The sequence below is a fragment of the Oceanobacillus alkalisoli genome (assembly GCF_021556485.1).
In the GTDB taxonomy this organism is placed as follows: Bacteria; Bacillota; Bacilli; order Bacillales; family Amphibacillaceae; genus Oceanobacillus; species Oceanobacillus alkalisoli.
Genome location: NZ_JAKGBW010000001.1, coordinates 167,436 through 193,065, shown reverse-complemented (window position 1 = coordinate 193,065; position 25,630 = coordinate 167,436). Strand labels below are relative to the sequence as shown.

At 39.5% G+C, this 25,630-nt stretch carries 29 protein-coding genes; 27 read left to right on the top strand and 2 right to left on the bottom strand.

The annotated features are described in order from the left end of the window. The first annotated feature begins 226 nt into the window (after positions 1-226). The 3 genes from LZD48_RS01090 (at position 227) to LZD48_RS01080 (ending at position 2,405) form a co-directional block, all read left to right on the top strand. Positions 227-493: a hypothetical protein gene (locus LZD48_RS01090; protein ID WP_235760886.1), complete on the top strand. Its 267-nt coding sequence runs from the start codon at positions 227-229 to the stop codon at positions 491-493. A 441-nt stretch (positions 494-934) separates the two neighbouring features. Next, a complete protein-coding gene (mntR, locus tag LZD48_RS01085) occupies positions 935-1,357 on the top strand; it encodes a transcriptional regulator MntR (RefSeq protein ID WP_235760885.1) in 423 nt (140 codons plus the stop codon). A 160-nt stretch (positions 1,358-1,517) separates the two neighbouring features. Next, the gene (locus LZD48_RS01080; RefSeq protein WP_235760884.1) at positions 1,518-2,405 is read left to right on the top strand and encodes a patatin-like phospholipase family protein; all 888 of its coding nucleotides are present in this window, start codon (positions 1,518-1,520) and stop codon (positions 2,403-2,405) included. Between the two features lie 37 nt (positions 2,406-2,442). Here the strand turns inward: LZD48_RS01080 and LZD48_RS01075 are convergent, their stop codons facing one another. Further along, complete coding sequence (locus LZD48_RS01075; RefSeq protein ID WP_235760883.1) at positions 2,443-2,826, bottom strand: SA1362 family protein; 384 nt, start codon at positions 2,824-2,826, stop codon at positions 2,443-2,445. Between the two features lie 949 nt (positions 2,827-3,775). Here LZD48_RS01075 and LZD48_RS01070 point away from each other — a divergent pair. From LZD48_RS01070 to spo0A, 24 genes are all read left to right on the top strand, one after another. After that, positions 3,776-4,282 carry a YqhR family membrane protein gene (locus tag LZD48_RS01070; protein ID WP_235760882.1) on the top strand — a complete coding sequence of 169 codons (507 nt, stop codon included), beginning with the start codon at positions 3,776-3,778 and terminating at the stop codon, positions 4,280-4,282. Between the two features lie 90 nt (positions 4,283-4,372). Then, complete coding sequence (locus LZD48_RS01065) at positions 4,373-5,437, top strand: M24 family metallopeptidase (RefSeq protein ID WP_235760881.1); 1,065 nt, start codon at positions 4,373-4,375, stop codon at positions 5,435-5,437. A gap of 22 nt (positions 5,438-5,459) precedes the next feature. Beyond that, complete coding sequence (gene efp / locus LZD48_RS01060; protein WP_235760880.1) at positions 5,460-6,020, top strand: elongation factor P; 561 nt, start codon at positions 5,460-5,462, stop codon at positions 6,018-6,020. 138 nt (positions 6,021-6,158) lie between these two features. Beyond that, a complete protein-coding gene (spoIIIAA, locus tag LZD48_RS01055) occupies positions 6,159-7,082 on the top strand; it encodes a stage III sporulation protein AA (protein ID WP_235760879.1) in 924 nt (307 codons plus the stop codon). Next, on the top strand, positions 7,079-7,591 hold the full coding sequence (spoIIIAB, locus tag LZD48_RS01050; RefSeq protein ID WP_235760878.1) for a stage III sporulation protein SpoIIIAB: 513 nt from the start codon (positions 7,079-7,081) through the stop codon (positions 7,589-7,591). Before spoIIIAA ends, spoIIIAB begins: the two co-directional genes overlap by 4 nt. A gap of 18 nt (positions 7,592-7,609) precedes the next feature. Then, entirely contained in the window at positions 7,610-7,810 is a 201-nt protein-coding gene (gene spoIIIAC, locus LZD48_RS01045; RefSeq protein ID WP_188858732.1) for a stage III sporulation protein AC, read from the top strand. Between the two features lie 35 nt (positions 7,811-7,845). After that, positions 7,846-8,238, top strand: a complete 393-nt coding sequence (spoIIIAD, locus tag LZD48_RS01040) for a stage III sporulation protein AD (protein ID WP_235760877.1) — start codon at positions 7,846-7,848, stop codon at positions 8,236-8,238. Between the two features lie 12 nt (positions 8,239-8,250). Beyond that, entirely contained in the window at positions 8,251-9,420 is a 1,170-nt protein-coding gene (gene spoIIIAE / locus LZD48_RS01035) for a stage III sporulation protein AE (protein ID WP_235760876.1), read from the top strand. A gap of 10 nt (positions 9,421-9,430) precedes the next feature. Continuing rightward, positions 9,431-10,045 (top strand): stage III sporulation protein AF, encoded by a 615-nt coding sequence (gene spoIIIAF / locus LZD48_RS01030; protein ID WP_235760875.1) that lies wholly within the window; start codon positions 9,431-9,433, stop codon positions 10,043-10,045. Beyond that, positions 10,042-10,665 carry a stage III sporulation protein AG gene (spoIIIAG, locus tag LZD48_RS01025; protein WP_235760874.1) on the top strand — a complete coding sequence of 208 codons (624 nt, stop codon included), beginning with the start codon at positions 10,042-10,044 and terminating at the stop codon, positions 10,663-10,665. Before spoIIIAF ends, spoIIIAG begins: the two co-directional genes overlap by 4 nt. Positions 10,666-10,676: 11 nt before the next feature. After that, the gene (locus LZD48_RS01020) at positions 10,677-11,225 is read left to right on the top strand and encodes a SpoIIIAH-like family protein (protein ID WP_235760873.1); all 549 of its coding nucleotides are present in this window, start codon (positions 10,677-10,679) and stop codon (positions 11,223-11,225) included. A gap of 800 nt (positions 11,226-12,025) precedes the next feature. Beyond that, positions 12,026-12,532, top strand: coding sequence for an acetyl-CoA carboxylase biotin carboxyl carrier protein (accB, locus tag LZD48_RS01015; RefSeq protein ID WP_235760872.1), 507 nt, complete (start codon positions 12,026-12,028; stop codon positions 12,530-12,532). 13 nt (positions 12,533-12,545) lie between these two features. After that, positions 12,546-13,898, top strand: a complete 1,353-nt coding sequence (gene accC, locus LZD48_RS01010) for an acetyl-CoA carboxylase biotin carboxylase subunit (RefSeq protein WP_235760871.1) — start codon at positions 12,546-12,548, stop codon at positions 13,896-13,898. Positions 13,899-13,929: 31 nt separating this feature from the next. After that, complete coding sequence (locus tag LZD48_RS01005; protein WP_235760870.1) at positions 13,930-14,328, top strand: Asp23/Gls24 family envelope stress response protein; 399 nt, start codon at positions 13,930-13,932, stop codon at positions 14,326-14,328. 69 nt (positions 14,329-14,397) lie between these two features. After that, positions 14,398-14,796: a transcription antitermination factor NusB gene (gene nusB, locus LZD48_RS01000; protein ID WP_235760869.1), complete on the top strand. Its 399-nt coding sequence runs from the start codon at positions 14,398-14,400 to the stop codon at positions 14,794-14,796. After that, complete coding sequence (gene folD / locus LZD48_RS00995; protein ID WP_235760868.1) at positions 14,793-15,653, top strand: bifunctional methylenetetrahydrofolate dehydrogenase/methenyltetrahydrofolate cyclohydrolase FolD; 861 nt, start codon at positions 14,793-14,795, stop codon at positions 15,651-15,653. Before nusB ends, folD begins: the two co-directional genes overlap by 4 nt. Further along, positions 15,643-16,989: an exodeoxyribonuclease VII large subunit gene (gene xseA / locus LZD48_RS00990; RefSeq protein WP_235760867.1), complete on the top strand. Its 1,347-nt coding sequence runs from the start codon at positions 15,643-15,645 to the stop codon at positions 16,987-16,989. The genes folD and xseA overlap by 11 nt, the downstream gene beginning before the upstream one ends. After that, positions 16,982-17,218, top strand: a complete 237-nt coding sequence (gene xseB / locus LZD48_RS00985; RefSeq protein WP_235760866.1) for an exodeoxyribonuclease VII small subunit — start codon at positions 16,982-16,984, stop codon at positions 17,216-17,218. The genes xseA and xseB overlap by 8 nt, the downstream gene beginning before the upstream one ends. A gap of 1 nt (position 17,219) precedes the next feature. Beyond that, the gene (locus LZD48_RS00980; protein ID WP_235760865.1) at positions 17,220-18,113 is read left to right on the top strand and encodes a polyprenyl synthetase family protein; all 894 of its coding nucleotides are present in this window, start codon (positions 17,220-17,222) and stop codon (positions 18,111-18,113) included. Between the two features lie 148 nt (positions 18,114-18,261). Further along, positions 18,262-19,080 carry a TlyA family RNA methyltransferase gene (locus tag LZD48_RS00975; protein ID WP_235761088.1) on the top strand — a complete coding sequence of 273 codons (819 nt, stop codon included), beginning with the start codon at positions 18,262-18,264 and terminating at the stop codon, positions 19,078-19,080. A 21-nt stretch (positions 19,081-19,101) separates the two neighbouring features. Then, positions 19,102-19,551: a transcriptional regulator AhrC/ArgR gene (gene ahrC, locus LZD48_RS00970; protein ID WP_235760864.1), complete on the top strand. Its 450-nt coding sequence runs from the start codon at positions 19,102-19,104 to the stop codon at positions 19,549-19,551. A gap of 28 nt (positions 19,552-19,579) precedes the next feature. After that, the gene (gene recN, locus LZD48_RS00965; protein ID WP_235760863.1) at positions 19,580-21,286 is read left to right on the top strand and encodes a DNA repair protein RecN; all 1,707 of its coding nucleotides are present in this window, start codon (positions 19,580-19,582) and stop codon (positions 21,284-21,286) included. A gap of 215 nt (positions 21,287-21,501) precedes the next feature. Beyond that, positions 21,502-22,695 carry a SpoIVB peptidase gene (gene spoIVB, locus LZD48_RS00960; RefSeq protein ID WP_235760862.1) on the top strand — a complete coding sequence of 398 codons (1,194 nt, stop codon included), beginning with the start codon at positions 21,502-21,504 and terminating at the stop codon, positions 22,693-22,695. A gap of 696 nt (positions 22,696-23,391) precedes the next feature. Further along, complete coding sequence (gene spo0A / locus LZD48_RS00955) at positions 23,392-24,171, top strand: sporulation transcription factor Spo0A (RefSeq protein WP_235760861.1); 780 nt, start codon at positions 23,392-23,394, stop codon at positions 24,169-24,171. Positions 24,172-24,216: 45 nt separating this feature from the next. On the opposite strand, the gene LZD48_RS00950 is transcribed toward spo0A, so the two are convergent. Beyond that, complete coding sequence (locus LZD48_RS00950; RefSeq protein ID WP_235760860.1) at positions 24,217-25,593, bottom strand: aspartate kinase; 1,377 nt, start codon at positions 25,591-25,593, stop codon at positions 24,217-24,219. Positions 25,594-25,630 lie beyond the last annotated feature (37 nt).

Genomic DNA, 25,630 nt, shown 5'->3' with positions numbered 1-25,630 from the left:
ATGATGACCATAAGAGGTTGTTTTTTGCATATGAAAATGATTTATCCCGATGTAACCGTCTATTATCTCCGCCCCTGTGTTTAATTGTGGATATTTTCAAAAAACAATAACAGTGGTATATTATGTAGAACCAACTAAAAAAAGAGGATGAGGGATGATTGTTATCAGCAACGATGGAAAGCTAGGGTAAAATGGATGAAAAGGGGTCTGAAAGGTCTGAAACAAATTGAGCAATCACAAAATAGCTACTTTTAAGTTTTTTATTTGTTTTTTGCTTTTCTGGACCTTTATTGGATATAGCCCTCAATCAACGTTTTCCGAAAATGAAAATATAGATTTAGAAAACAGTTTAGAGGCTTATATAGAAGAACAGGAGCATCATATTGCCGGATTAGCAACGATTGTGATAGACCAAAATGAAATAATTCATAAAATGAAGGGCTATTCAAATATAGAAGAACAAATTATGGTTGATGAAAACACTGTTTTTTAGGTATCCCATCTCCACCGCCTGGAGATAAATTGAAAATCCAATTATAAAATTGATTAATAAAGGTATCGAAATGAGTGCAAAAATTTAAGTTTACAACTGAATGAATTTCATAATTACCAAAGTCGGCTTCATCAACACCATATTTAGTTGGGAACGAACCAACTCAACTACATATGGTGATGATGAAACATTAAATACGTATTATGAAATTCATTAAACTAGATAATAATCAGGCTTAATTTTAAAATTAAAGATTAATCAGCAGGCAAAAATGTTACACGCACTCGTTTATCGTAAGCGTGTAACGGGTATCCTATTGACTAATCTTTTTTCTTTTTAGTATAATTACTTGTCTCCTTCGTATTTATAAGGTATTCTAAAAATGGAAGAAAAAATTTTGCGTTAGATAAACTTTGATGCACGATGAAATGAGGTGACGATATGCCAACACCGAGTATGGAAGACTATATTGAGCAAATATATATTCTCATCGAAACGAAAGGATATGCCCGTGTATCGGACATAGCTGAAGAGTTAGAAGTTCACCCGTCATCTGTAACGAAAATGATTCAAAAGCTCGATAAGAGCGAATTCGTTAATTACGAGAGATACCGTGGTTTTATGTTGACGGATAAGGGAAAAAAAGTTGGAAAACGACTACTATATCGCCACGATCTCCTAGAAGATTTCCTTGAGATCATTGGGGTAAAAGAGGAAAATATCTACGAAGATGTCGAAGGTATTGAACATCACTTAAGTTGGAACTCCATCGACCGAATCGATGATTTAGTGAGATATTTTAAAGAAGATGAACAGCGGATTAAAGATTTAAAAACACTTCAGCAATCGAATCAAAGTAACTAACACGCGTTTTTTCTAATTCAATGGCGCGTGTTTTTTAATCACTAATACAACTGTGACCATAAATCTTGCAGTATGATGATAACAATTTGAAATAATCAGTTCTAAATTTATCCCCAATCTTCGTAAGTATAATACTACGAAATAAATCAGGGGGAAAATTATGCGAATTGATGCGGTGTTTTCGGGTGGTGGAGTAAAAGCGTTTGCTTATGTAGGCGTACTGGAAAGTATTGAGAAACACCAGCTCAAGTTGGAACGCGTTGCAGGAACATCGGCAGGAGCAATCATTTCAGCCTTAATAGCGGCCCGCTACACGAACGCAGAAATTGAACAAATCATCCGTGAACTTGACGTGAAATTATTTATGGATCCGCCCATTCTTACAAGATACTTTCCTTTTATGAAATGGGGCTTTCTTTATTTTCAGATGGGTATTTATAAAGGCGACAAATTAGAGGAATGGTTAACGGAAATATTAGCAGCAAAAAACATTCGGACATTTAAAGATTTGAAAGAGGGTTATTTGAAGATTGTTGCAAGTGATTTATCACTAGGCAGGCTTGTTGTTTTTCCAGATGACCTGATGCCCCATTATGGTCTTGATCCAAACCTATTTCCAGTAGCGAAAGCAGTAAGGATGAGTGCTGGATTTCCTTATTTTTTTATGCCTAAAAAACTCCCTGGAAAAACGAAAAACAAAAGCATTATCGTTGATGGAGGGTTATTAAGTAATTTTCCGCTCTGGATTTTCGGACGCAAACAACAATTACGGCCCGTTCTAGGTGTAAAGTTAACAGAGGAAGGCGAAATGCTGAACGAGCCACAAACAATTACGAATGCACTCAATATGTTCCATGCTCTATTTCTTACAATGAAGAAAGCTCATGATATGCGGTATATTTCAAAAGCAGAGGAAAATAAGATATTGTTTGTTCCTGTACAGGATCTTGCGGCTACTGACTTTAATTTGTCAGAAGAGAAGAAATTAGAACTTGCTGCTGCTGGAAAAAAGGCAGCAGATCGTTTTCTTAGAAGCTGGTCCGGCTAGATGGTAAAGGGGAACAAAAGAGACCGGACCGAGTTACTTAAAAAGTGGCTCGGTCTTTTCCTTTTGCCTTCGATTTATTTCCTTCAATTACTCGTAAATGGGTAGGGCGTTTTTTTCCATTGCGCGTTCGTGGATACTTTCGATTAAATGACTCGGGTTGTTTTGGTTTCTTTGGTGTAGTTTGCTGGTATTTTGATTTCGATTGTTTGACAGCTTGTTTATATTTTTTCATTTCATCGGACGAACCTCTTGAACGGTTAACTACAAAATAGAGCAACGCAAAAATAGCAACGGCAAACCCAAGCATCATAAACATTCCCATTAAAAAGTTACGGGTATTCCCAAACAGTTGTGTAATCACTCCGAATACAGCAAGGGCGATGATGATGTAAAAAATATAAGCTATTTTTTTACGTTTCATGAAGAAGTCCTCCTTTCCTTCATAAAAATACACTCTACTAGCTATATACCACAATTCAGCATCGGGAAACTTAGGAAATCAGTGAAAGGACTGTACCTTTTAAACTATTAACAGTCTTGACGATTAACAAAAATCTATACGTGAAAATCAGGTTCCTTTGTAGGTGGCCTTCGTGCAAGTTTCCCTACTTTAATTGTACTAAAAATAATAAGATAAGACTATTGGTTAACCTTATTTTTATTAAAAATGATTCATCCAACGTTTATAATCTATAACAACTAGATATATCTACTTGAAATTAAAAAACAACCAATCCCTGACAACTAAAATCGAACATCACGTTCATACAGCGTAAGTGTTTTGCACGTTCTCATGGTTCGCTCTCTAACCGCCGTTCAGTTGCCTGGTGGACGGATGCGCATCCTTAGGTACTGCTAGAGCTCCTCGGGCTCGCGCCCTGCGGGGTTTCCAGGCTCGTGCTGTTCCCGCAGGAGTCACCGTCCACCGGGCAACTGAGTAGAGATGATTATTTTAAATAGAAATTATTCCATCACGATAAAGATTAAACTCCTGAAATATTAAAACAGTGATCTAATATTCAGTTTTTCCTGGTAGCAGTCCAGAAACCTCGAGACTCCTGCGGGAGGCCGGCTAAGAAGGGTCACGTCCTGTGACCAACGCCGGCATTAGAACTTCCTGTTCGGAGGTAAGCCTGGCGAGACCCCTTAGTGCTCAGCGCGAGGAGGCTTGCCGGCCGCTCAGCAGGTGCGAGAGGTGTCTGGACTGCGGACCTCCAGTAGATAGTTTCGGGGTTAGACACATTCACGCTGTATGAAAGTGATCAGGAGCTTCGTTAATTTAGTGTAGGGAAGTTGAGAGTATTAAATGTTGTTCCTCCAAATGAAAGAAAACTTTATGATTGGTCATACTACAATTGAGGTGATCAATGATGACGAATAATCAGGAGAATAAACAAGATTCACCTGCCGATAATTCACTTGGCCGGGCGCTCGTAATCGGATTGGTGGGTGGACTTATATGGAGCTTATTTCTGGCAGTTTCTTATTATTTTAATTTCACAGAAACTGCTCCGAAAACATATTTACTGAAGCCATGGATCCAAGATGGATGGACCGATCGTTTGACAGGTCACATCGTTGCAATTGTGATGGCAAGTATTGTTTCCCTTCTCCCTACCGTTATTTACTATAGCTTATTCCGTAAAATAAATTCAGTCTGGATGGGAGTCGGATATGGTGTTTTACTATGGGGAATTATTTTCTTCCTCTTACAGCCGTTATTGCCCGGTACGAGACCAATGATTGACCTTCCCGCGGAAACATGGGTCACAACCGTGTGTACATTTATATTATATGGTCTTTTCACAGGTTATTCCATTTCCTATGACGATCATGAAATGAAGATACGGAAAATCAGACAAGAGCCAGAAAGTTAGTATATAAAAATTACCAATCACGGTAACATTATGATACACTAAAAAAACGATGATCGATAGTGAGAAATTTGATGAGGGAAGGGATGAACGATGGTTAAATTACAAAAACTGCGGGAAAAACTGCAAGAAAACAAATTAGATGCAATTATTATTGCTAGTGGAATCAACAGGCGATATATTAGTGGTTTTACCGGTACAGCGGGTGTTGCTGTAATATCGGATAAAGATGCCCAGTTTATCACAGACTTCCGTTATACAGAGCAAGCAGAAGCACAAACTGAAGGCTTTCAAGTGATTGAACATAAACAAGGACTTGAAGCCGAAGTGAAAAAACAACTAAATGAAATGAATGTAAGTCGAGTAGGTTTTGAGAAAAATTACACTACATATGGACAATTCGAAACCTATAAAAAGACATTTGACGTGGAATTGATTCCAGTAAGCGGGCTCGTCGAAGCTTTACGGATGATTAAGTCACCGGAAGAACTTGAAATAATGAAACAGGCTGCGAAAATTGCAGATGATGCGTTTGTACATATCCAATCTTACATTAAACCAGGGGTAAAAGAAATTGAAGTTGCGAATGAACTGGAATTTTACATGCGTGGTAAAGGGGCAACCTCATCAAGCTTTGATACAATTGTTGCTTCTGGCCACCGCTCTGCCATGCCGCATGGTGTAGCATCTGATAAGGTAATTCAGGCAGGAGAACTTGTCACATTAGATTATGGTGCTTTGTACAATGGATATTGTTCAGATATTACGAGAACTGTCGCAGTCGGTGAAGTAAGTGATGAACTTCGGAAGATTTATGATATTGTGTTAGAAGCCAATATGCGCGGGGTAAAGGAAATTAAGCCAGGCATGACTGGTATTGAAGCGGACGCCATCACAAGAGACTATATTACAGAAATGGGTTACGGTGAAAACTTTGGGCATTCGACAGGACATGGTCTTGGTATGGAAGTTCACGAAGCACCGGGACTTTCTGCGCGTTCTGAACAAAAATTAGAGCCAGGGATGGTCGTAACGGTAGAGCCGGGAATATACGTAGCAGGACTTGGCGGCTGTCGGATTGAAGATGATATTGTAATTACAAAAGAAGGCAATGAACGATTAACTACATCGTCGAAAGAATTCATTCAATTAGGATGACACAACATTAGGAGGCTAAACAATGATTTCAGTAAACGAATTTAAAACAGGTCTAACAATTAAAGTAGACGGAGATATTTTGCAAGTAATCGAATTCCAGCATGTTAAGCCAGGAAAAGGAGCTGCATTTGTTCGTTCGAAATTACGTAACTTAAGAAACGGCAACATTCAGGAAAAAACATTCCGCGGCGGCGAAAAAGTAGAGCGTGCCCACATTGAAACGAATAAAATGCAATACTTATATGCTTCAGGTGATGCTCATGCATTCATGGATACGAATACGTATGAGCAGATTGAAATCCCTGGAAACAGTCTTGAGCATGAGTTGAAATTCATCGTAGAAAATATGGAAGTGACAGTTGTTTCCTATGAAGGAGAAATCCTTGGTATTGACCTACCTAAAAACGTAGAGCTCGAAGTGACGGAAACCGAGCCGGGAATTAAAGGTGATACGCAAAGTGGTGGTTCAAAATCAGCTACATTAGAAACAGGAATAACAGTGCAAGTTCCATTGTTTGTAAACCAAGGTGATAAATTAGTCATCAGCACAGATGAAGGAAAATATGTATCACGCGCTAACTAAAATTAAAAAAATTAACGAAAACAGGGTGGTAGTCCTTAGGATGCCATCCTGTTTTTTTGTCTGTAATCATATTTTGAATTAAATTTCATACATTTTCTATATAGTCTCGGGAACAGACCAGAAGAGGAGTAGGAGATGATGGAAGAGATTTTACGTATATTCCCACCTGAAATGAAAGGCTATATCGCTTTAAAAATCGGCAAGCGCTGGGACAAGCTAGAAGAAATTCGTTGTCGTCTCCATCAACCGGTGGAGTTGATTTTTGAAGATCAAGTGGAATGGATAACAACGCTTATCCCAGATAAAAAAACAGGTGTATTTTTATTAAACCAATTAAGTGAATTTTCGTTGTATCGCATGGAAAATGAATTGCGCGAAGGCTTTATTACAATCGAAGGCGGCCATCGTGTCGGAATCGCAGGCAAGGTGAATACGCTGGATGGATCAGTGAAAGCAGTACAAAATATATCTTTTTTTAATATTCGTATCGCCCGGCAGAAATTAGGGGTGGCCGAAGCTCTTATACAGAATCTATACACGCAAGCATATGAAAACACACTAATCATCGGACCACCTCAATCTGGAAAAACAACTTTAATCCGTGATATTACTCGATTAGTTTCCACTGGGTGGAAAGATAAACCTGGCAGGAAAGTTGCCGTTATTGATGAACGTTCTGAAATTGGAGCAGCAATTCAAGGAATTCCTCAGCATGATTTAGGGAGAAGAACAGATGTGATGGATGGTTGCCCAAAAGCAGAGGGTATGATGATGATGATTCGTTCAATGTCACCAGAAGTGCTAGTCGTTGATGAGGTAGGTGGGAACAAAGATATCCATGCCATACATGAAGCCGTTCATTCTGGCGTGACGGTTGTTTGCTCTATTCATGGACAATCGCTGGAAGATTTAAAAAAACGCACGGCTCTCCGCGAACTCATGCAGGCACGCACGTTTAAACGTTTTATTATTTTAGGCAAACGTACGGCTGGAAGGCAAAAAATTCAAATCTTTAACGAAGAAGGAAAGCAAATTCAATCACGCGGAGTTGGTTGGAAATGAAATGGTTAGGCGCTATATTACTCGTTGCCGCAACTACTTGTATTGGTTTATATTTCAGCGTTCGTTATGAGAAAAGACCGAAACATATTCGGCAATTGGAAAGTGCGCTGCAACTACTGGAAGCAGAAATTACGTATAGCCAGACTCCTTTACAGCTTGCATTTCAAACAATTGCTCGTCAACTGCCACATCCGATCAGCCGTTTTTTTCAATCACTCAGCGAAGCAATGTTGCAACAGGAAGTTGATTTTAATACGGTTTGGGATGAAAAAACGGATGAATTAAAAAAGATGACAAGTTTAAAGAAAAATGAAATTGAAGTTTTAAAGCAATTTGGCAATTCATTGGGCCAGCATGATTTCATTCAGCAGCAAAAACAGATCCGACTTGCTTTAACCCATTTGGATCGAGAACTGGAAGAAGCGCGGGATGAATCTTATAAATATAGTAATTTAGCAAGAAGTTTAGGTGTTTTAGCAGGAATATTTATCGCGTTGTTGCTCTTCTAGCGAGAAAGGGGTATGACCATGCTCACCGATATATCTGTTCTCTTTCAAATCGCAGGCATAGGCATTATTGTAGCGCTTATCCATACGATATTAAAGCAGATGGGAAAGGAAGAAATTGCCCAATTCGCTACGTTAATCGGATTTATTATCGTTCTTTATATCGTCATCAACGGACTGCGTGATTTATTTAATCAGATTAAATCGGTATTCCTGTTTTAGAAAAGGACAAGTAATAAATCCTTGGGAGATAAAATATGGATATATTACAAATTGTTATGGTTTCCATTGTTGCAAGTATACTTTTCATTATATTGAAAGATGTAAATCCAACCTTTGCTTTTTTCATTATTATTGTTGTCGGCATTATGATATTTGCAAGTGTCATTGGGCAGATTCGCTTAATTTTTCAAGTTATCCAATCATTGGGTGATCAAGCAAATGTCCCGGGGCTATATTTGGAAACGATCTTGAAAATTATCGGGATTGCCTATATTGCTGAATTAGGGGCGAGTATGACACAAGATGCTGGCTTGCAATCAGTTGCGAGAAACATCGAACTTGCCGGGAAAATTTTTATATTATTGCTTGCTATACCAATAATTACATCCGTTATTGAAGCAATCGTCAGTTTCCTGCCGACAGTTTAAGGAGCAGTTTATATGATTAGGAGAACGGGTTTCATCTTCATCATTTTATTATCTGGCTTATGGACAGGGATCCCGGTACAAGCAGAAGAGGAAGAATATGACATGAATGATCGACTCCTAGAGGAAATTTCATTAGATGCGGTCGAGGATTACTGGGAAACGCTTGCGAAAGAATATGGCGGCTATATTCCGAATATAGAGCGGACATCGTTCAGCGATTTTGTAAAAAATTTGGACAATCTCTCATTTAAGGAAATTGCACTAGGGCTCCTTGATTTTTTATTTCATGAATTAATCCATAATGGAAAATTATTAGGCAGCTTGTTGTTACTAACGATCTTCTCGATTATTCTGCAGACGGTGCATGCTGCATTTGAAAAAAGCGCAGTTAGCAAAATAGCTTACTTCGTTGTCTTTCTCGTACTTATTTTCATTGCTTTATCCAGCTTTTATACCGTGATCACCTATGCGAAAGAAGCAATTGATACAATGAGCGGGTTTATGATTGGTTTATTGCCACTCATACTTGGACTAATGGCGACTTTTGGAAACGTATTTGCTGTATCTTTCTTTCATCCGATTATTATATTTCTCATTCATTTTACTGGCGTATTCATCTCGTTTTTCGCTCTACCGTTATTATCCTTTGCAGCGCTGTTAGTCATTATCAGCAGCATTTCAGAGAATTATAAAGTGACGAATCTAGCTAATTTACTACGGTCCGTTACAGTGAGTAGCCTTGGAGTGTTACTGACGATTTTTCTGGGAGTTATGTCTGTGCAAGGAGCGGCAAGTGCTGTTCAAGACGGGGTCGCCATGCGGACAGCAAAATTTATTACGGGTAATTTTATCCCGGTAATTGGAAGAACATTCACAGATGCAGCAGATACAATTTTATCCGCTACATTACTACTTAAAAATTCTCTAGGAATTGTAGGGTTACTGATTATTTTAATAATATGTCTGTTTCCTGCTATAAAAATATTAGTTATTGCATTTATTTATCGGATAGCAGCAGCAGTTCTCGAGCCGCTTGGAAAAGGACCAATCATTACGACCTTGCAGGCGCTAAGTACGTATATCCTGTATGTTTTGGCCTGTTTGTTAGCTGTATCGTTTATGTTTCTTTTAGCCATTGTGTTGATTGTTGCAGCGAGTAATCTGACCCTTCTGCTAAGGTAGCGTGATTGTAATGGAAATGTTAACGAATTGGATTACACAAATTATCATTTTTATATTAGTCGCGACAATTATTGATTTACTTATACCTAATTTATCAATGGGGAAATACATCAAGCTTGTTTTAGGGCTTATCTTAATTCTCATTTTATTGTCACCAATTTTTTCTTTATTCAATTTGGACTTCGAGCAAGCTGTTGGTAATACGTATCAAAGCCTTTTTGAAACAGGGGGTGAAATGGAGCAAGTACAAGATTCCATCGAATTGCAAAAAAGTGAAATAGAATCGACTCATGATGCATATATTTTAGAAGAAATGGCTGTCCAACTCATATCCCTCACAGATGAAGCATTACAGACAGAATATGATGCGATAATCACAGACATCGATTTTATTTTTACTGATGAAGCAGAGAAAACATATGAAGGGCTGGATGAAGTAATTGTCTTTTTGGAGAAATCGACGACTAGGGAGGGAGAAATCAAACCAGTCGAGGATATTGTAATTACTGGAAAAGAAGAACAAGAGCTGGAAGAAGCAGATGAACCTATTATCGATTTACTGAGGGATCGCTGGGAGCTGCAAGATAAAAAAATTACTGTTTATTGGGAAGGGGGGGCATCTTGAAACGATTTATTGATAAGTTATTTTCCACAGAACCAGGACAGGAGAAAAAGCCGTTGCGGCCGAAATACTTTATTATTCTTGGCTTAGTCGGCGTGTTGCTGCTGCTCTTCAGCAATTTATTTCAAAAAGAGGAACCAGAGGAAACAGAAATTCATTATGAACCTAATATGACCGAACAGCAGGTAGAGACAGGAGATACAACATCTGAGCCAGTAGCAGATATGGAGCAACTTGCAAATGGCTATCAACAAGATTTAGTAGCGATGTTAAATAAAATCCAAGGAGTCCGAGAAGCGGAAGTGATGGTTAATCTTGATTCGTCTGATGTAAAAGTGTACGAGCGTAATCTGATATCAGGAACTCAAACGACTAGCGAGGAAGACCAAAGCGGGGGCACAAGACAAGTTGAGGACCGAACAGAAGATACGCAAGTCGTTTTAGTCCGCCAAGGAGATACGGAAAAACCGCTCCTTGTTCAAACGAAACGACCGGAAGTAAGAGGTGTATTTGTTGTAGCAAAGGGTGCCGAACAGCCAAGTGTAAAAAGCTGGATCATTGAAGCAATCTCCAGTGTCCTGGATGTTCCTTCCCACCGAATTTCTGTTATGCCTAAAGATTAAGGAGGAGAATGATGTTAAAAAAACAAACGGTTTGGTTGCTGACAATGTTGAGTTTATTAATTGTGCTGAGTGTGTATTACATCATGTCGCCAAATGACGGTGACTTAGCTTTTATTAATCAAGATGATGAATTAAGTGAAGGGGCGACAGAGACAGACTCTGTTACCGAAGAAACGACGGATGCAGAAGTTACCGATATAACCAATGTGGCAGGTGATGAATTATTTACAACCATCCGCATGAAGGTAGAAGATGACAGAAGCAGGGAAAAATCTCGGCTTGAGGCGATTGTAGCTTCCGGGTCAGCAAGTATTGAAGAAAAAAATAGTGCACTGGAAGAAATTGATGAGATTGACTCAATTGGGACGAAAGAAGAGATTCTGGAGGAATCCATTCTTGATGAAGCAGGGTATGAAGATGTGTTAGTAAGGAATTCTGGTGGTGAAAAGGTGCACGTCCATGTCCGAGCGGAGGAATTATCCGATGAAGAAGCATTGCGCATTATGCAAATGGTAAGAGATGAATTCGACCGCGACATCCCTGTTGAAGTCAATTACTAATCATTCCCAAAAGTTATAAATGACCCACCCGATCCAGACGCTCCAACGTCTGGATTTCTTGTTGTCTTGTGATTTATCCTGAGTGTCAAAACTATCCCCGGCAACCGAAAGAAACTACTATCGCCTTCATACAGCGTGAGTGTGTGCCTAACCCCGAAATTTCCTTCTGGAGGTCCGCAGTCCAGACACCTCTCGCACCTGCTGAGCGGCCGGCAAGCCTCCTTGCGCTAACGCGCTGCGGGATCTCGCCAGACCTACCTCCGAACAGGAAGTTCTAATGCCGGCGTTGGCGTTGGTCACAGGACGTGACCGTTCTTAGCCGGCCTCCCGCAGGAGTCTCGAGGTGTCTGGACTACTACCAGGAAAGGCCAAATATGGATCACTGTTTAATGTTCCAAAGATATAATTCCTATCGTGACGGAACAATTTCTATTCAGAGAATCATCTAACCAGTTCAGTTGCCCGGTGGACAGTGACTCCTGCGGGAATAGCACGAGTCTGGAGACCCCGCAGGGCGGTAGCCCGAGGAGCTCTAGCAGTGCCTAAGGATGCGCATCCGTCCACAGGGCAACTGAACGGCGATTAGAGAGCGAACGTGCAAATCACTCACGCTGTATGAAAGTGATCGTTCATTCATATGGTTGGGGGTTCGTTACATTTTTGATAGCTATCATTATGCACTACTGATATAATGATAAAATAAAAGAAGCATACTACATATTTACAACTTGGACATGGTAGCGAAATTTAAGTAAAATGTATAGTATCGTATACAAAATAAATAAGGGGTGCGTTTTTAGATGCTTAAAGTACAAGAAATACGTGAAATTATTAAATTAATTGATCAATCATCTATTACAGAATTTAATTATGAATCTAACGGAACTTCTGTTTCACTAAAAAAAGGAAGTAATGGGGCGGCTGTAGGAAGCGAAACACCACAAGTAACAGAAACTGCAGCTGTACAAATACAGCGCCAAAGTGAACCGGTTCAAGAACAAGTAGTTGAGAAACAAGCAGAAGTGATAGAGGAGCAACAGGAAGTAAAAGTAGAAAACAATGAATATGACTTTGAAATTGTATCTCCAATGGTCGGAACATTTTACGGGGCACCATCTCCGGAAGACGATGCATATGTTGCAGTCGGCAGCATCGTCCAATCAAATTCCATTGTTTGTATTGTCGAAGCAATGAAATTATTTAATGAAATTGAAGCGGAAGTAAGTGGAGAAATCGTTGAAATACTTGTGGAAAATGGCGAGCTTGTAGAGTATGGTCAACCACTATTCCGGGTAAAGAAAAAGTAAGGGGATGGAGTAATTGATTAATAAAGTGTTAATTGCGAACAGAGGAGAGATTGCTGTTCGAATTATTAGAGCCTGCCATGAAATGGGGATTGAAACCGTCGCAGTCTATTCAGAAGCAGATAAAGAATCTTTACACGTGCAACTTGCAGATGAAGCATATTGTATCGGCCCGAAATTAAGTAAAGACAGCTATCTCAACTTTACGAATATATTAAGTGTAGCAACGTCAACAGATGTGGATGCGATTCACCCAGGTTATGGATTCCTCGCTGAGAATGCTGATTTTGCTGAGTTGTGTGAAGCATGTAATATAAGCTTTATCGGTCCGACAGCAGAAGCGATTCAAAAAATGGGAATTAAAGACGTTGCCCGGGAAACGATGAAACAGGCTAATGTTCCGATTGTTCCTGGCTCTGATGGGATTATCGAAAGTGAAGAAGAGGGTATTGAAATCGCGGAAAAAATCGGCTATCCGGTCATTATCAAAGCTACAGCAGGTGGTGGCGGTAAAGGTATCCGTGTCGCAAGAAATGAAGAGGAACTTGTTAAGGGGATTCGTGTAACACAAAAAGAAGCAGAGACAGCATTCGGGAATCCTGGAGTTTATCTCGAGAAATTTATTGAAGACTTCCGCCACGTGGAAATTCAAGTTCTTGCAGATAAACATGGAAATATTATCCACTTAGGAGAACGGGATTGTACGGTTCAAAGACGCCTGCAAAAACTAATCGAAGAAACCCCTTCCCCAGCGGTTACGCCGGAGATTAGAGAGAAGATGGGACAAGCGGCAGTTAATGCAGCTGCAGCAGTGGACTATGTCGGTGCTGGTACGATAGAATTCATATTCGACCGTCAGACTAAGGAATTTTACTTTATGGAAATGAATACAAGAATTCAAGTAGAACATCCAGTCACAGAAATGGTGACTGGAGTAGACTTGATTAAAGAACAAATTAAAGTGGCGGACAATGAAAAGCTCAGTCTAAAACAAGCGGATATCACATTTGACGGTTGGGCGATTGAATGCCGGATAAATGCGGAAAATCCATATAAGAACTTCATGCCTTCAGCAGGTAAGATCGATATGTATCTTGCGCCCGGAGGATTTGGAATTCGAGTGGATTCTCAAGCATATACCGGCTATACTATCCCGCCGTATTATGATTCCATGATTGCTAAACTAATATCCTACGGGTCAACAAGAGAAGAAGCAATAAAGAAAATGAAACGGGCACTTGATGAATTCGTGATTGAAGGAATTTACACGACAATTCCTTTCCACCGGCAAATAATGGATCATGATGTGTTCCAGCGCGGGGATTTCAATACGAACTTTTTAGAAGAGAACCCGATTGTAGAGGAATAGAACGACAACTTTCTATAAAAGGTGTGATTTCATGAGTGAACAACCATTATTAAATGTCAGTGATGATATATCTTTAGGTAGAGTGGAGATTGCCCCAGAGGTAATTGAAGTAATTGCTGGTATTGCTGCAACAGAAGTTAAAGGCTTATACGCAATGCGCGGAACTTTTGCCTCAGGCGTTGCAGAGCGTCTAGGGAAGCAGACACACAGTAAAGGTGTAAAAGTCGAGCTCACAGATAACGGGATCACAATCGATGTGTATTGTATCTTAAATTTCGGATCATCCATCCCGAAAGTCGCTCAGGCGTTACAAACGACGATCCGACAAAGTTTAAAGACAATGACGCAACTTGATATTGCTGAAATAAATATTCACGTAGTCGGAATCAATATGGATGAAAAAGAAGAGCAAGCTAAGCATAAGGAGTAGACAAGCAGGCCAGAGCGAAACACTTTGGCCTTCTTATCATTTGAGAAGAACAATAGAAGGAGTAAAAGCATGAAACGAAGCGAAGCAAGAGAAAAAGCATTCCAGTTTCTGTTTCAAATCGATATCAATCTTGATGTACCTAAAGAAAACATTCAAGAATATGTTGAAGAACAGGGAAATGATCCGTTTCTTAACCGATTAATACAAGGAGTGTTGGAGCAAAAATCCTCATTAGATGAAATAATTGCTAGTCATCTGGAGAATTGGAGCCTTGATCGTTTAGCTGCGGTAGAACGGACGATTTTGCGGCTTTCGACATTTGAAATAAAGTATCTGGAAGATATCCCGCTCAATGTCTCGATTAACGAGGCCGTCGAACTGGGCAACCGCTTTGGCGATGAGAAATCAGGGAAATTTGTTAATGGCGTATTATCCAAAATTGTAGAAGAGAAAGGAAATGAATTATGACTGCTGAAATCATTAGTGGAAAAGAATTAGCTGCAGAAATCAAGCAAGACTTGGCAAAAGAAATTGAGAAACTAAAAGTCAAAAACCTAACACCAAAATTGGTAGTAGTTCTTGTCGGCGATAACCCCGCATCGCTTTCTTATGTTAAAGGGAAAGAGAAGGCGGCAGCTGAAATTGGAATGGATTCCGAGCTTATCACGTTACCGATTGAAACAACGGAAGCAGACTTATTAGCATTACTGGATGATCTGAATGATAATGATGCGGTTCATGGTATCTTAGTCCAATTACCGTTACCTGAACAAATTGATGAACAGAAAGTAATTGATCGGATAGATCCGTTGAAGGATGTGGACGGATTCCATCCGATTAATATCGGGAAGATGATGGCGGGGGAAGATAGTTTCCTGCCGTGTACTCCTTATGGAATCATTACGATGATCAAATCAAAAGGAATTAAGATTGAAGGGAAGCATGCGGTGATTATCGGGCGCAGTAATATTGTTGGAAAGCCAGTCGGACAACTTTTATTGAATGAAAATGCGACGGTCACTTACTGTCATTCCAGAACAGAGAACATGCAACAATACACACAAGCAGCTGATATTCTTATCGTAGCAATCGGAAAGGAAAATTTTATCAAGCAAGAGGATGTCAAAGAAGGCGCGGTTATTATCGACGTTGGGATTAACCGGACCCAAGCAGGTAAATTGACCGGTGATGTCGATTTTGCCGGGGTAGTGGAAAAAGCCGGGTATATTACACCTGTTCCGGGAGGGGTCGGTCCAATGACAATTACAATGCTTCTTTCCAATACAATTAAAGCGGCCAAAGGACTGACTGGTATTGAAGGATAAATACTTAACGGTAACAGCATTAACAAGGTATCTTAAGCGGAAGCTCGATATTGATCAGCATTTACAGCAAATATGGCTCCGAGGCGAAATATCGAATTTTAAACATCATAGTCGCGGTCATATGTATATGACGATAAAAGACGAACAGACAAGGATTCAAGCCGTTATGTTTGCCGGGAATAACCGTTATTTAAAATTTGTTCCGGAGAGTGGGATGAAAGTGCTCATTCGCGGAAATGTCAGTGTTTATGAAGCTGCCGGGCAATATCAACTGTATATTAATGCTATGGAGCCGGATGGTATCGGTGCTTTATACTTAGCTTACGAACAATTAAAGACCAAGCTGGAGCAGCAAGGTTATTTTTCATCTGTACATAAAAAGCAAATACCACCATTTCCGAAGCGAATAGGTGTCATAACATCTCCGACTGGTGCAGCAGTAAGAGATATTATTACAACGATCCAAAGACGCTATCCCTTGGTTGAAGTTGTAGTCATTCCAGTGCTTGTCCAAGGTCCAGAAGCAGCAGCCTCAATAAAGCAGGGAATTGAAATAGCGAATCGGATGGACTTTGATTCGTTAATTGTCGGAAGAGGCGGGGGTTCGATTGAAGAATTATGGAGTTTCAATGAAGAAATCGTTGCCCATGCAATTTATGAATCACAGATCCCAGTTATTTCTGCAGTTGGACATGAAACAGATACAACGATTAGTGACTTTGTAGCGGATTTAAGGGCACCCACGCCAACCGGTGCAGCAGAGCTTGCGGTTCCATCTCAAGCAGAATTAAAAAATAACATTGTTCTTTTTACCAAAAGAATAACCCGGGAAGTGAATCAATTATTGGACCGGGAAACACGACAGCTTCATAACTTGAGGAATTCATATGCCTTCCGTTATCCAAAAGAACTTATCCGCCAGAAAGAACAAGAATTAGATCAGCAAATGGAATCACTCGAGCGGACACTAAAGTTGCAAGTAAATGACGCTGCAGTAGCTCATCAAACCGTTATAAATCGACTTGCCCTGCAGCATCCGAAAGAAAGGATTGAAGAGGCGGAAAAGAAGTTGGTTGAACTTACAGCAACTAACAACCGCTATATGAATCAAACTCTTGATTACCACCTGCGAGAGCTTGGTAATTTATTAGATAAGTTAAGTTTGGTCAATCCATTAGAAATTATGAAGCGTGGATTTGCGTTACCTTATACTGCAGATGGCCAATTATTGAAGTCAGTGAAGCATATTAAGGAACATGAACAGCTATCAGTAAAATTAACAGACGGCACCATCGACGCCAGGGTGCTATCGGTAAAGGAGACTTCAAATGACTGAGAAAAATACGGAACTTTCCTTCGAGGAAGCAATGGAGAAGTTAGAGAAAATTGTAGGGAAGCTGGAAACAGGAGATGTCCCTTTGGAAAAAGCAATTGATTATTATCAGGAAGGCATGATTTTATCAAAACTATGCAGTGATAAAATTAATTCTGTCCAAGATAAAATGGCAAAAATCTTAAATGAACACGGAGAAATCACAAACTTTGATGTGGAGGGGGAAGTCTAGCATGCACGAGGCCAATCTGGAAGATTATTTAAAGCGGCAGAAAGACTTAATTGAAAGTGAAATGGAAGCTCAATTAGCTAAGCTTTCGATTCCAGATCGATTAAAAGCTTCCATGCTCTATTCCCTTCAAGCTGGCGGGAAAAGAATCCGACCCATTCTTTTGATTGCTAGCTATGAAGCTTATGGGACTTCTATTGAAAAAACCATTTCTACCGCGATTGCATTAGAAATGATGCATACATATTCTTTAATTCATGATGATTTACCTGCGATGGATGATGATGATTACCGCCGTGGACAATTGACGAATCATAAGAAGTTTGATGAAGCAACGGCAATTTTAGCAGGTGATGGCTTACTTACACATAGCTTTACGTTGATTGCGAATGAGCCACTCCTTACCGACCGTGAAAAAGTTGAATTAACAAGAAAAATTGGCGAAGCGAGTGGTCCGCTTGGTATGGTTGCCGGACAGATCCTCGATATGGAAGCGGAAAATAAAGGAATATCAGTCCCGCTTGAACAACTTGAGAAGATTCACGAGTTGAAAACTGGAGAATTATTGAAGTTCGCTGTTTACGCTGGTGCCTTTTTAGGCGGGGCAACAGAAGCACAACTAACTCACCTTACACGTTTTGCCCATTACTTAGGATTAATCTTCCAAGTTCAGGATGATATCTTAGATATTACTGGAACAGAGGAAGCACTTGGTAAACCTGTAGGAAGTGATGTGGATAATAATAAAAGCACCTATCCGAAGCTGCTTGGGCTAGACGGAGCTATAAAACAAAAAGAAATATATGTGGAAAAAGCAATGGAATCATTGCAGCAAGCAGGAGCAATTCAATCACAGTTAAAAGCATTAATTGATTATATTAGTAACCGAGATCATTAAGTAAATCGTAAGGTCCAGCCGTTCAATATGCAAGACGAGCGGCTGTTTTTTTTGTTTGGAAGATGTATACTATTTTAGAATATGAGTCATTTGATGTATAATAAATCAGAAAAGCTTATGAATATGAATGACAGTCACAGTAAAGGAAATGAAAATGACAAAAAAACGTTTAGATGAATTACTTGTAGAACGAGATTTAGTTGATAGTACTGATATGGCCAAGCGTCTGATTATGGCTGGTTTAGTTTATTCAGAGCATGAACGACTAGATAAACCAGGTGTTAAAGTCGAGAAAGACATGCCAATTCGTATAAAACAAAAAAATAAATCCTATGTCAGCCGCGGCGGATTGAAATTAGAGAAAGCAATCCAACAGTTTAACTTGGATCTCCAAGATAAAACCATACTTGACATTGGTTCATCAACGGGGGGCTTTACCGATTGCGCCCTTCAGCATGGGGCGAGATTAAGTTATGCAATTGATGTCGGATACAATCAACTCGATTGGAAATTACGCAATGATAAACGGGTCGTCGTTATGGAACGGACTAATTTCCGCTATGTAACAAAAGATATGCTAGAAGCAATCCCGGAATTTGCTTCGATTGATGTCTCTTTTATCTCTTTGCGTTTGATTTTACCTGTGCTTAAACATTTATTAAGTGAATCGAATGATGTCGTAGCTTTAATCAAACCCCAATTTGAAGCGCAGAAAGAGCAAGTCGGTGAGGGTGGAATCATTCGTGATAAAGAAGTTCATGTGGAAGTTCTTGAACAGGTCACACGCTTTGCTGAAGAAGAAAATTTCATTTTGCATGGTATTACGTATTCGCCGATTACAGGAACTCAAGGTAATGTAGAATTTTTAGCCCATTTTAAACACCTTCCAGAACTAAAAGAAAAACCCTATACGTTATCTCTTGAAGAAGTTGTAGACAAAGCACATAAGCATTTAAAAGCAACATAGCAAAAAACGGAGGTCAGCCGAATGAGTAAGATTCAACGACATATTAAAATTCGTGAATTAATTCATGAACACGAAATCGAAACGCAAGATGAGCTAGTTGATGAACTGAAAGCTCTTGGTTATAATGTTACCCAAGCAACAGTCTCGCGTGATATTAAAGAATTACATTTAGTGAAAGTACCTACACTATCCGGAAAGTATAAATACAGTTTGCCAGCAGATTTACGATTTAATCCCGAGGAAAAATTAAAACGTCTTATTGTTGATGCTTTTGTCAGTATTGACCATGCGAATCATTTTGTTGTACTAAAAACATTGCCTGGGAACGCAAATGCAATCGGTGTGTTAATTGATAACCTCGAATGGGAAGAGATAATGGGAACAATTTGCGGGGATGATACATGTTTAATCATCTGCCGAAAAGAAAAGAATGCAGAAAAAATTAAAAACCGCTTCATACGCATGCTTTAATATTGTATACAAGAAGAGGTGAACAATCATGCTTACGGAACTTTCTATTCAAAACTTTGCAATTATCGATCAAATATCGATTACATTTAATGAGGGATTAACCGTGCTTTCTGGTGAAACGGGAGCTGGGAAGTCAATCATTATCGATGCTATCCAACTTCTTGCAGGGGGTCGCGGGTCTGTTGAATATGTACGTCATAAAACAAATAAAGCAGAAATTGAAGGATTATTTTCCGTTGAATCATTGGAGCACCCAATTTATGCGGTCGGGAGACAATACGGCATTGAAATAACGGATGAGCAGGTCGTTTTAGAACGAACGATTACGAAAAGCGGGAAAAGCATTTGCCGGGTGAACGGTAAATTGGTGACGCTCGCAATTCTTAGGGAATTTGGTAAAACACTGATTGATATACATAGCCAGCACGAAACCCAGTCTCTAATGGATGCAGACAATCACATTCACCTGCTTGACCTTTATGACTACGAGAACATCAAACAGGCTAAAGAAGAATACACGGGGCTTTACAACAGGCTAAAAAAGTTACAGCAACGCTACAAACAATTAAATGAAAATGAGCAAGAAACTGCCCATCGCCAAGATTTATTATCCTTTCAATTACAAGAATTGGAACAGGCCAATCTTGTCCCGGACGAGGATGAAATAATGGAAAAAGAACGAAACTCCCTTGCCAACTTTGAGAATATCCATACCGCGCTTCAGAACGCCTATAATGCCTTATACGGGGAAGGAAGAGGTTTGGAATGGGTAAATCATGCGATGCTCTCTTTAAGCGAACATGAAAAGATTGATCCTTTTATTGATGAAAAAGCAGAAGAAATCGCTAACCATTATTATTCGATTGAGACGATGGCATTTGATTTACGGAATTATATCGATCAATTGCAATATAATCCAGAACGATTGAATGAAATTGAAGCAAGAATAAATGAACTCAATCGGTTAAAAAAGAAATATGGTTCAACTGTGAATGAAATGCAAACGTACATGGCGAAAATAGAAGAAGAATTGGAAGAAATCACGAATAAAGATTTTCATTTAACGGCACTGGTAGAAGAGATTGAAGAAGTGGAAAAGGATGCCATGCTTGAGGCAAAAGAACTTCATGATTTAAGAGAAAAAGCTGCAAGAGCACTTGTTAAAGAAATCCATAGCGAATTGAAAAGCTTATATTTAGAAAAAGCGGAGTTCCAAATAAGTTTTGATATTGAAGCAGATCATCCAAAACTTCATAAAGACGGGTATGATACAATCCGCTTTATGATTTCGACAAATCCGGGTGAGCCACTTAAAGAGCTGACAAAAGTAGCTTCAGGTGGAGAATTATCTAGAATTATGCTCGTTCTAAAGAAAATCTTCGCTAAGCATCAAGGGGTAACAAGTGTGATATTTGATGAAGTTGATACGGGTGTAAGCGGGCGCGTTGCACAAGCGATTGCTGAGAAGATATATGAAATATCTAACGCTTCACAAGTACTTTGTATTACTCATTTACCTCAAGTTGCAGCAATGGCAGACACGCATAAACTGATTAAAAAACATGAAAAAGATGACAGAACTTCAACACATGTTACCGAATTAAGCACGGACGAACAAATGGAAGAATTAAGCCGAATGATTACTGGAACGAAATTGACAGAAACAGCGAAAGAACATGCAAAAGAAATGCTTGACCTTGCCGACATGTTCAAGAAGAAAAATCATCAGGAATAATATTGAGTAATAGCCGGAAACTAACAGTACCGGCTTTTTTTAATGTTTTTTTACATATCATCATAAATTAGCCTCTACTGCACGTCATTTATTATGCAAGGAAAACTTAAGCATATCACTTATGAATCACCAGTTTAAAATCAGCCTGCTTCGCTCAAATTAGGAGTACAGAAAAAAATTTGGTATGGGTGAGATGCGAGGGGTGTTAAATATACATGAAGATAGCAAAGAGACAATCGATAAAACGAACCTTGATACTATTTGCAAGCTTTTTATTCCTTCTTACATTTACACTTCCATTTCAAGCAGGAATATTTCCCGCAAAAGACACAATGACTCATGAAGTGTTCTCTAATTTCATTCCTTTAAGTGTTGTTTCTGCTGAAGAGGATGCGTCATTGGAACCGATACAGAGGGAGGAAGATATTAAATTAATTCCAGGAGGTCAATCGATTGGGGTGCAGCTGGAAACGCTCGGGGTACTTGTAGTCGGTCACCATTCCATTCAAGGGAAAGAAGGCTCATTGTCACCGGGACAGGATGCCAAAGTCTTAATTGGGGATATGATTGTTGAAATCAATGGGAAACCGATTAAAGATATGAGCGAGATTAAACCATTGGTAAACACAGCCGGGAAGCAAAATGAAGAACTAAAAATTACGCTGAAAAGGGGAAATGAAACACTTAACACATCCTTACAGCCAGTACAAGATAAACGGGATCAGGAATATAAGATTGGACTTTATATTAGGGATTCTGCAGCGGGAATTGGGACGATGACATTCCATGACCCAGAGACAAAGCGATATGGGGCGCTTGGTCATGTAATTTCAGATATGGACACAAAGAAACCGATTGAATTAATGAGAGGTAAGATTGTCCGGTCATCTGTCGTCCACATTGAAAAAGGTAATCAAGGAACACCGGGTGAGAAGCAAGCAAGATTCTCCGCAGACCGGAATGTGATTGGAAGTATTGTGAAGAATACACCACACGGAATTTTTGGTGTGCTTAACTCAACCATAACGAATGACAATTATGATAAGCCTTTACCAATCACCCGATCTGATGAAGTTAAAGAAGGCCCAGCAAAAATTTTAACTGTTGTTGCTGATGAAAAGGTCGAGGAATTCGACATCGAAATCGTTAGCTCGGTTCCGCAAAAAAAAGCTGACATTAAAGGAATGGTTCTTAAAATAACCGACCCTCGTCTCCTCGAAAGTACAGGTGGAATTGTTCAAGGAATGAGCGGCAGTCCCATTATACAAGACGGAAAGATAGTAGGTGCTGTAACACATGTATTCGTTAACGACCCAACTTCGGGCTATGGTGTCCATATCGAATGGATGCTGAACGATGCAGGAATATCCATTAAAAAAGATGATGAAACCATTGCCTTAGCGAGCTAACCAAGAACTTGCAACAGTAAAAACACCCTGTTGCAAGTTTTTTGCATTCATTCAGCGTAAGTATCGGAAATGTCCGAAACTCACTTCTGGAGGTCCGCAGTCCAGACACCTCTCGCACCTGCTGAGCGGCCGGCAAGCCTCCTCGCGCTGAGCACTAAGGGGTCTCGCCAGCCCTATCCTCCCGCAGGAGTCTCGAGGTGTCTGGACTGCTATCAGGAAAGACCAAATATGGATCACTGTTTAATGTTCCAAAGATATAATTCCTATCGTGACGAAACAATTTCTATTCAGAGAATCAGTTCAGTTGCCCGGTGGACGGTGACTCCTGTGGGAACAGCACGAGCCTGGAGACCCCGCAGGGCGCGAGCCCGAGGAGCTCTAGCAGTGCCTAAGGATGCGCATCCGTCCACCGGGCAACTGAATGGCGATTAGAGAGAGCCATGAGAACGTGCAAAACACTTACACTGAATGAAAGTGATAAGATTATACAGTATTGAGCTTTGGTGACGAAAATCTAGTTATGGTTTTTGTCGAATAACATCGAATAAATTTGTCGAAAAAGCTCGGTATATTAGTTAAATTGTAGGAAAAATAGAGAAATATAAAAATATACAAATTCTTTAAAATAAAGAAGGATAATAATATCTTTTGTAGAATATGTAAGAGGGAAGAGTAAAAATAAGGAGGATTCGTAAAGTGGAAAGTATTTCAGTATGTTTAGTCGATGATAACCCGGAATTAATTTCGTTAATGGAGGAATATTTTGAAGGTCAAGATGATATTGAAGTAATCGGTACAGCTTCAAATGGCAGGGAATGCCTAGAAATGTTGGAGGTATTAGAACCCGATATACTTATATTAGATATTATTATGCCACATATTGATGGAATTGCAGTACTGAATCAATTACGCACGCTGGAATTAAATAAAACACCGCAAGTCATCATGCTAACTGCATTCGGCCAGGAAGAAGTAATGAAAAAAGCAGTTGAATTTGGCGCTTCTTATTTCATTTTAAAACCATTTGACTTGGACCATCTAGCTGACAGAATCCGAACGATCAGTAAGAATATCGATAATTTTAAAACCAAAGTAAGAAAACAAAGGAAAAAGAATAAGACACATAATCTTGAAGCAAGCATTACAAATATCATTCATGAAGTTGGTGTGCCAGCCCATATTAAAGGTTATATGTATCTACGGGAAGCAATTACGATGGTTTATAATAATATCGATTTGTTGGGAGCAATTACAAAAACGCTTTATCCGCAAATCGCAAAAAAATATAATACAACAGCTTCCAGAGTGGAGCGAGCAATTCGCCATGCGATAGAAGTAGCTTGGAGCAGGGGGAACATTGATTCAATATCGGCATTATTCGGTTATACCATTAATATTTCTAAAGCAAAACCTACGAACAGTGAATTCATTGCGATGGTTGCTGACAGATTACGGCTTGAACATCAAGTCAGCTAAAAAAAGAGACTGGATCAAACATCCAGTCTCTTCTTATGCATTTCTCTAGGAACCACTTTTTACTAACGAATCTTCCTCTACAAAATACAGTTCATAAAGGGAGCGGATTGCCCGTTCTAAATCGTCGGCTTGAATACCAAACATCATGGATACCTCGGAAGAACCTTGGTTGATCATATCAATATTTACATTTGCCCTTGTAAATGCTTCAGTTGCCTTATTAGCAACACCAATCGAATTTACAAGCCCTTCACCAACGACCATAATAATTGCTATTCCTCTTGTAATACTGACCGTATCTGGATGCAGTTCATTTTTAATCCGTTCTAAAATAACTCTTTCTTTATGGCGCGGTAAATTACTTTCCCGGAAAATAACAGACATGTTGTCAATTCCGGAAGGAGCATGTTCAAATGACACACCTTCATCTTCAAAGATATTTAATAGCTTACGCCCAAATCCAATTTCTCTGTTCATTAGATATTTGCTGACATAAAGACTGCAGAAGCCAGTATCACTTGCGATACCTGTTACAACTCGTCCATTTAATTCCCGTTCTGCGACGATCAATGTCCCTTTAGCTGAAGGGTTATTCGTGTTTTTAATTGCGACCGGAATTTTGGCATGGTAAGCAGGGATTAACGCTTCATCATGAAAAACAGAGAAACCAGCATAAGATAATTCCCGCATTTCTTTATACGTAAGTTTTGTAATTGTTTTCGGATTAGGTACAAAAGCAGGATTTACTGTAAATACAGAATCAACATCTGTGAAATTCTCATAAATCTCAGCTTCGACACCAGCAGCGATTAATGAACCGGTAATGTCTGATCCGCCCCTAGAAAATGTAACGAGTTTACCTTCCTCTGTATATCCGAAGAAACCGGGGATGACAAGTACTCCATCCCGTTCTCTTAGCATGCGAATCTTATCAAAACTATCCGGAAGAATTTGTGCGTTACCTGGCTCATCACTAAGAATAAGGCCGGCTTCCTGCGGATTGACGTATGCCGAATAGATACCGATTTTATTTAAATAAGCACTCAGCAATTTCGCTGAACTATCTTCACCGATTGCTTTTACGGCATCCATTAAACTTGCCTCATTATCAGATAGTTCCTGTACTTGTTTTAATGATTCTGTAAATTCATCCAATAACGTACTTGGAAGTTCTAATTCTGTAACTATCTCTGTAAAACGCTGCATAATGGCCTCGAACTGTTCGTCAAAATCAGTTTGCTTTAAATAAGCAGTCCCAAGGTCGATCAGCAAGTCGGTCATCTTTGTGTCTTCCTTAAATCGTTTTCCCGGAGCTGACACAACGATAAATTTACGGCTTGCGTCACTCTTTATAATATCTCCAACTTTCATTAATTGGCTTGCACTCGCCATTGAACTGCCGCCAAATTTTGCGACCTTCATCTGGTTTCCTCCTCATTTGTTACATAAAGATAATTTT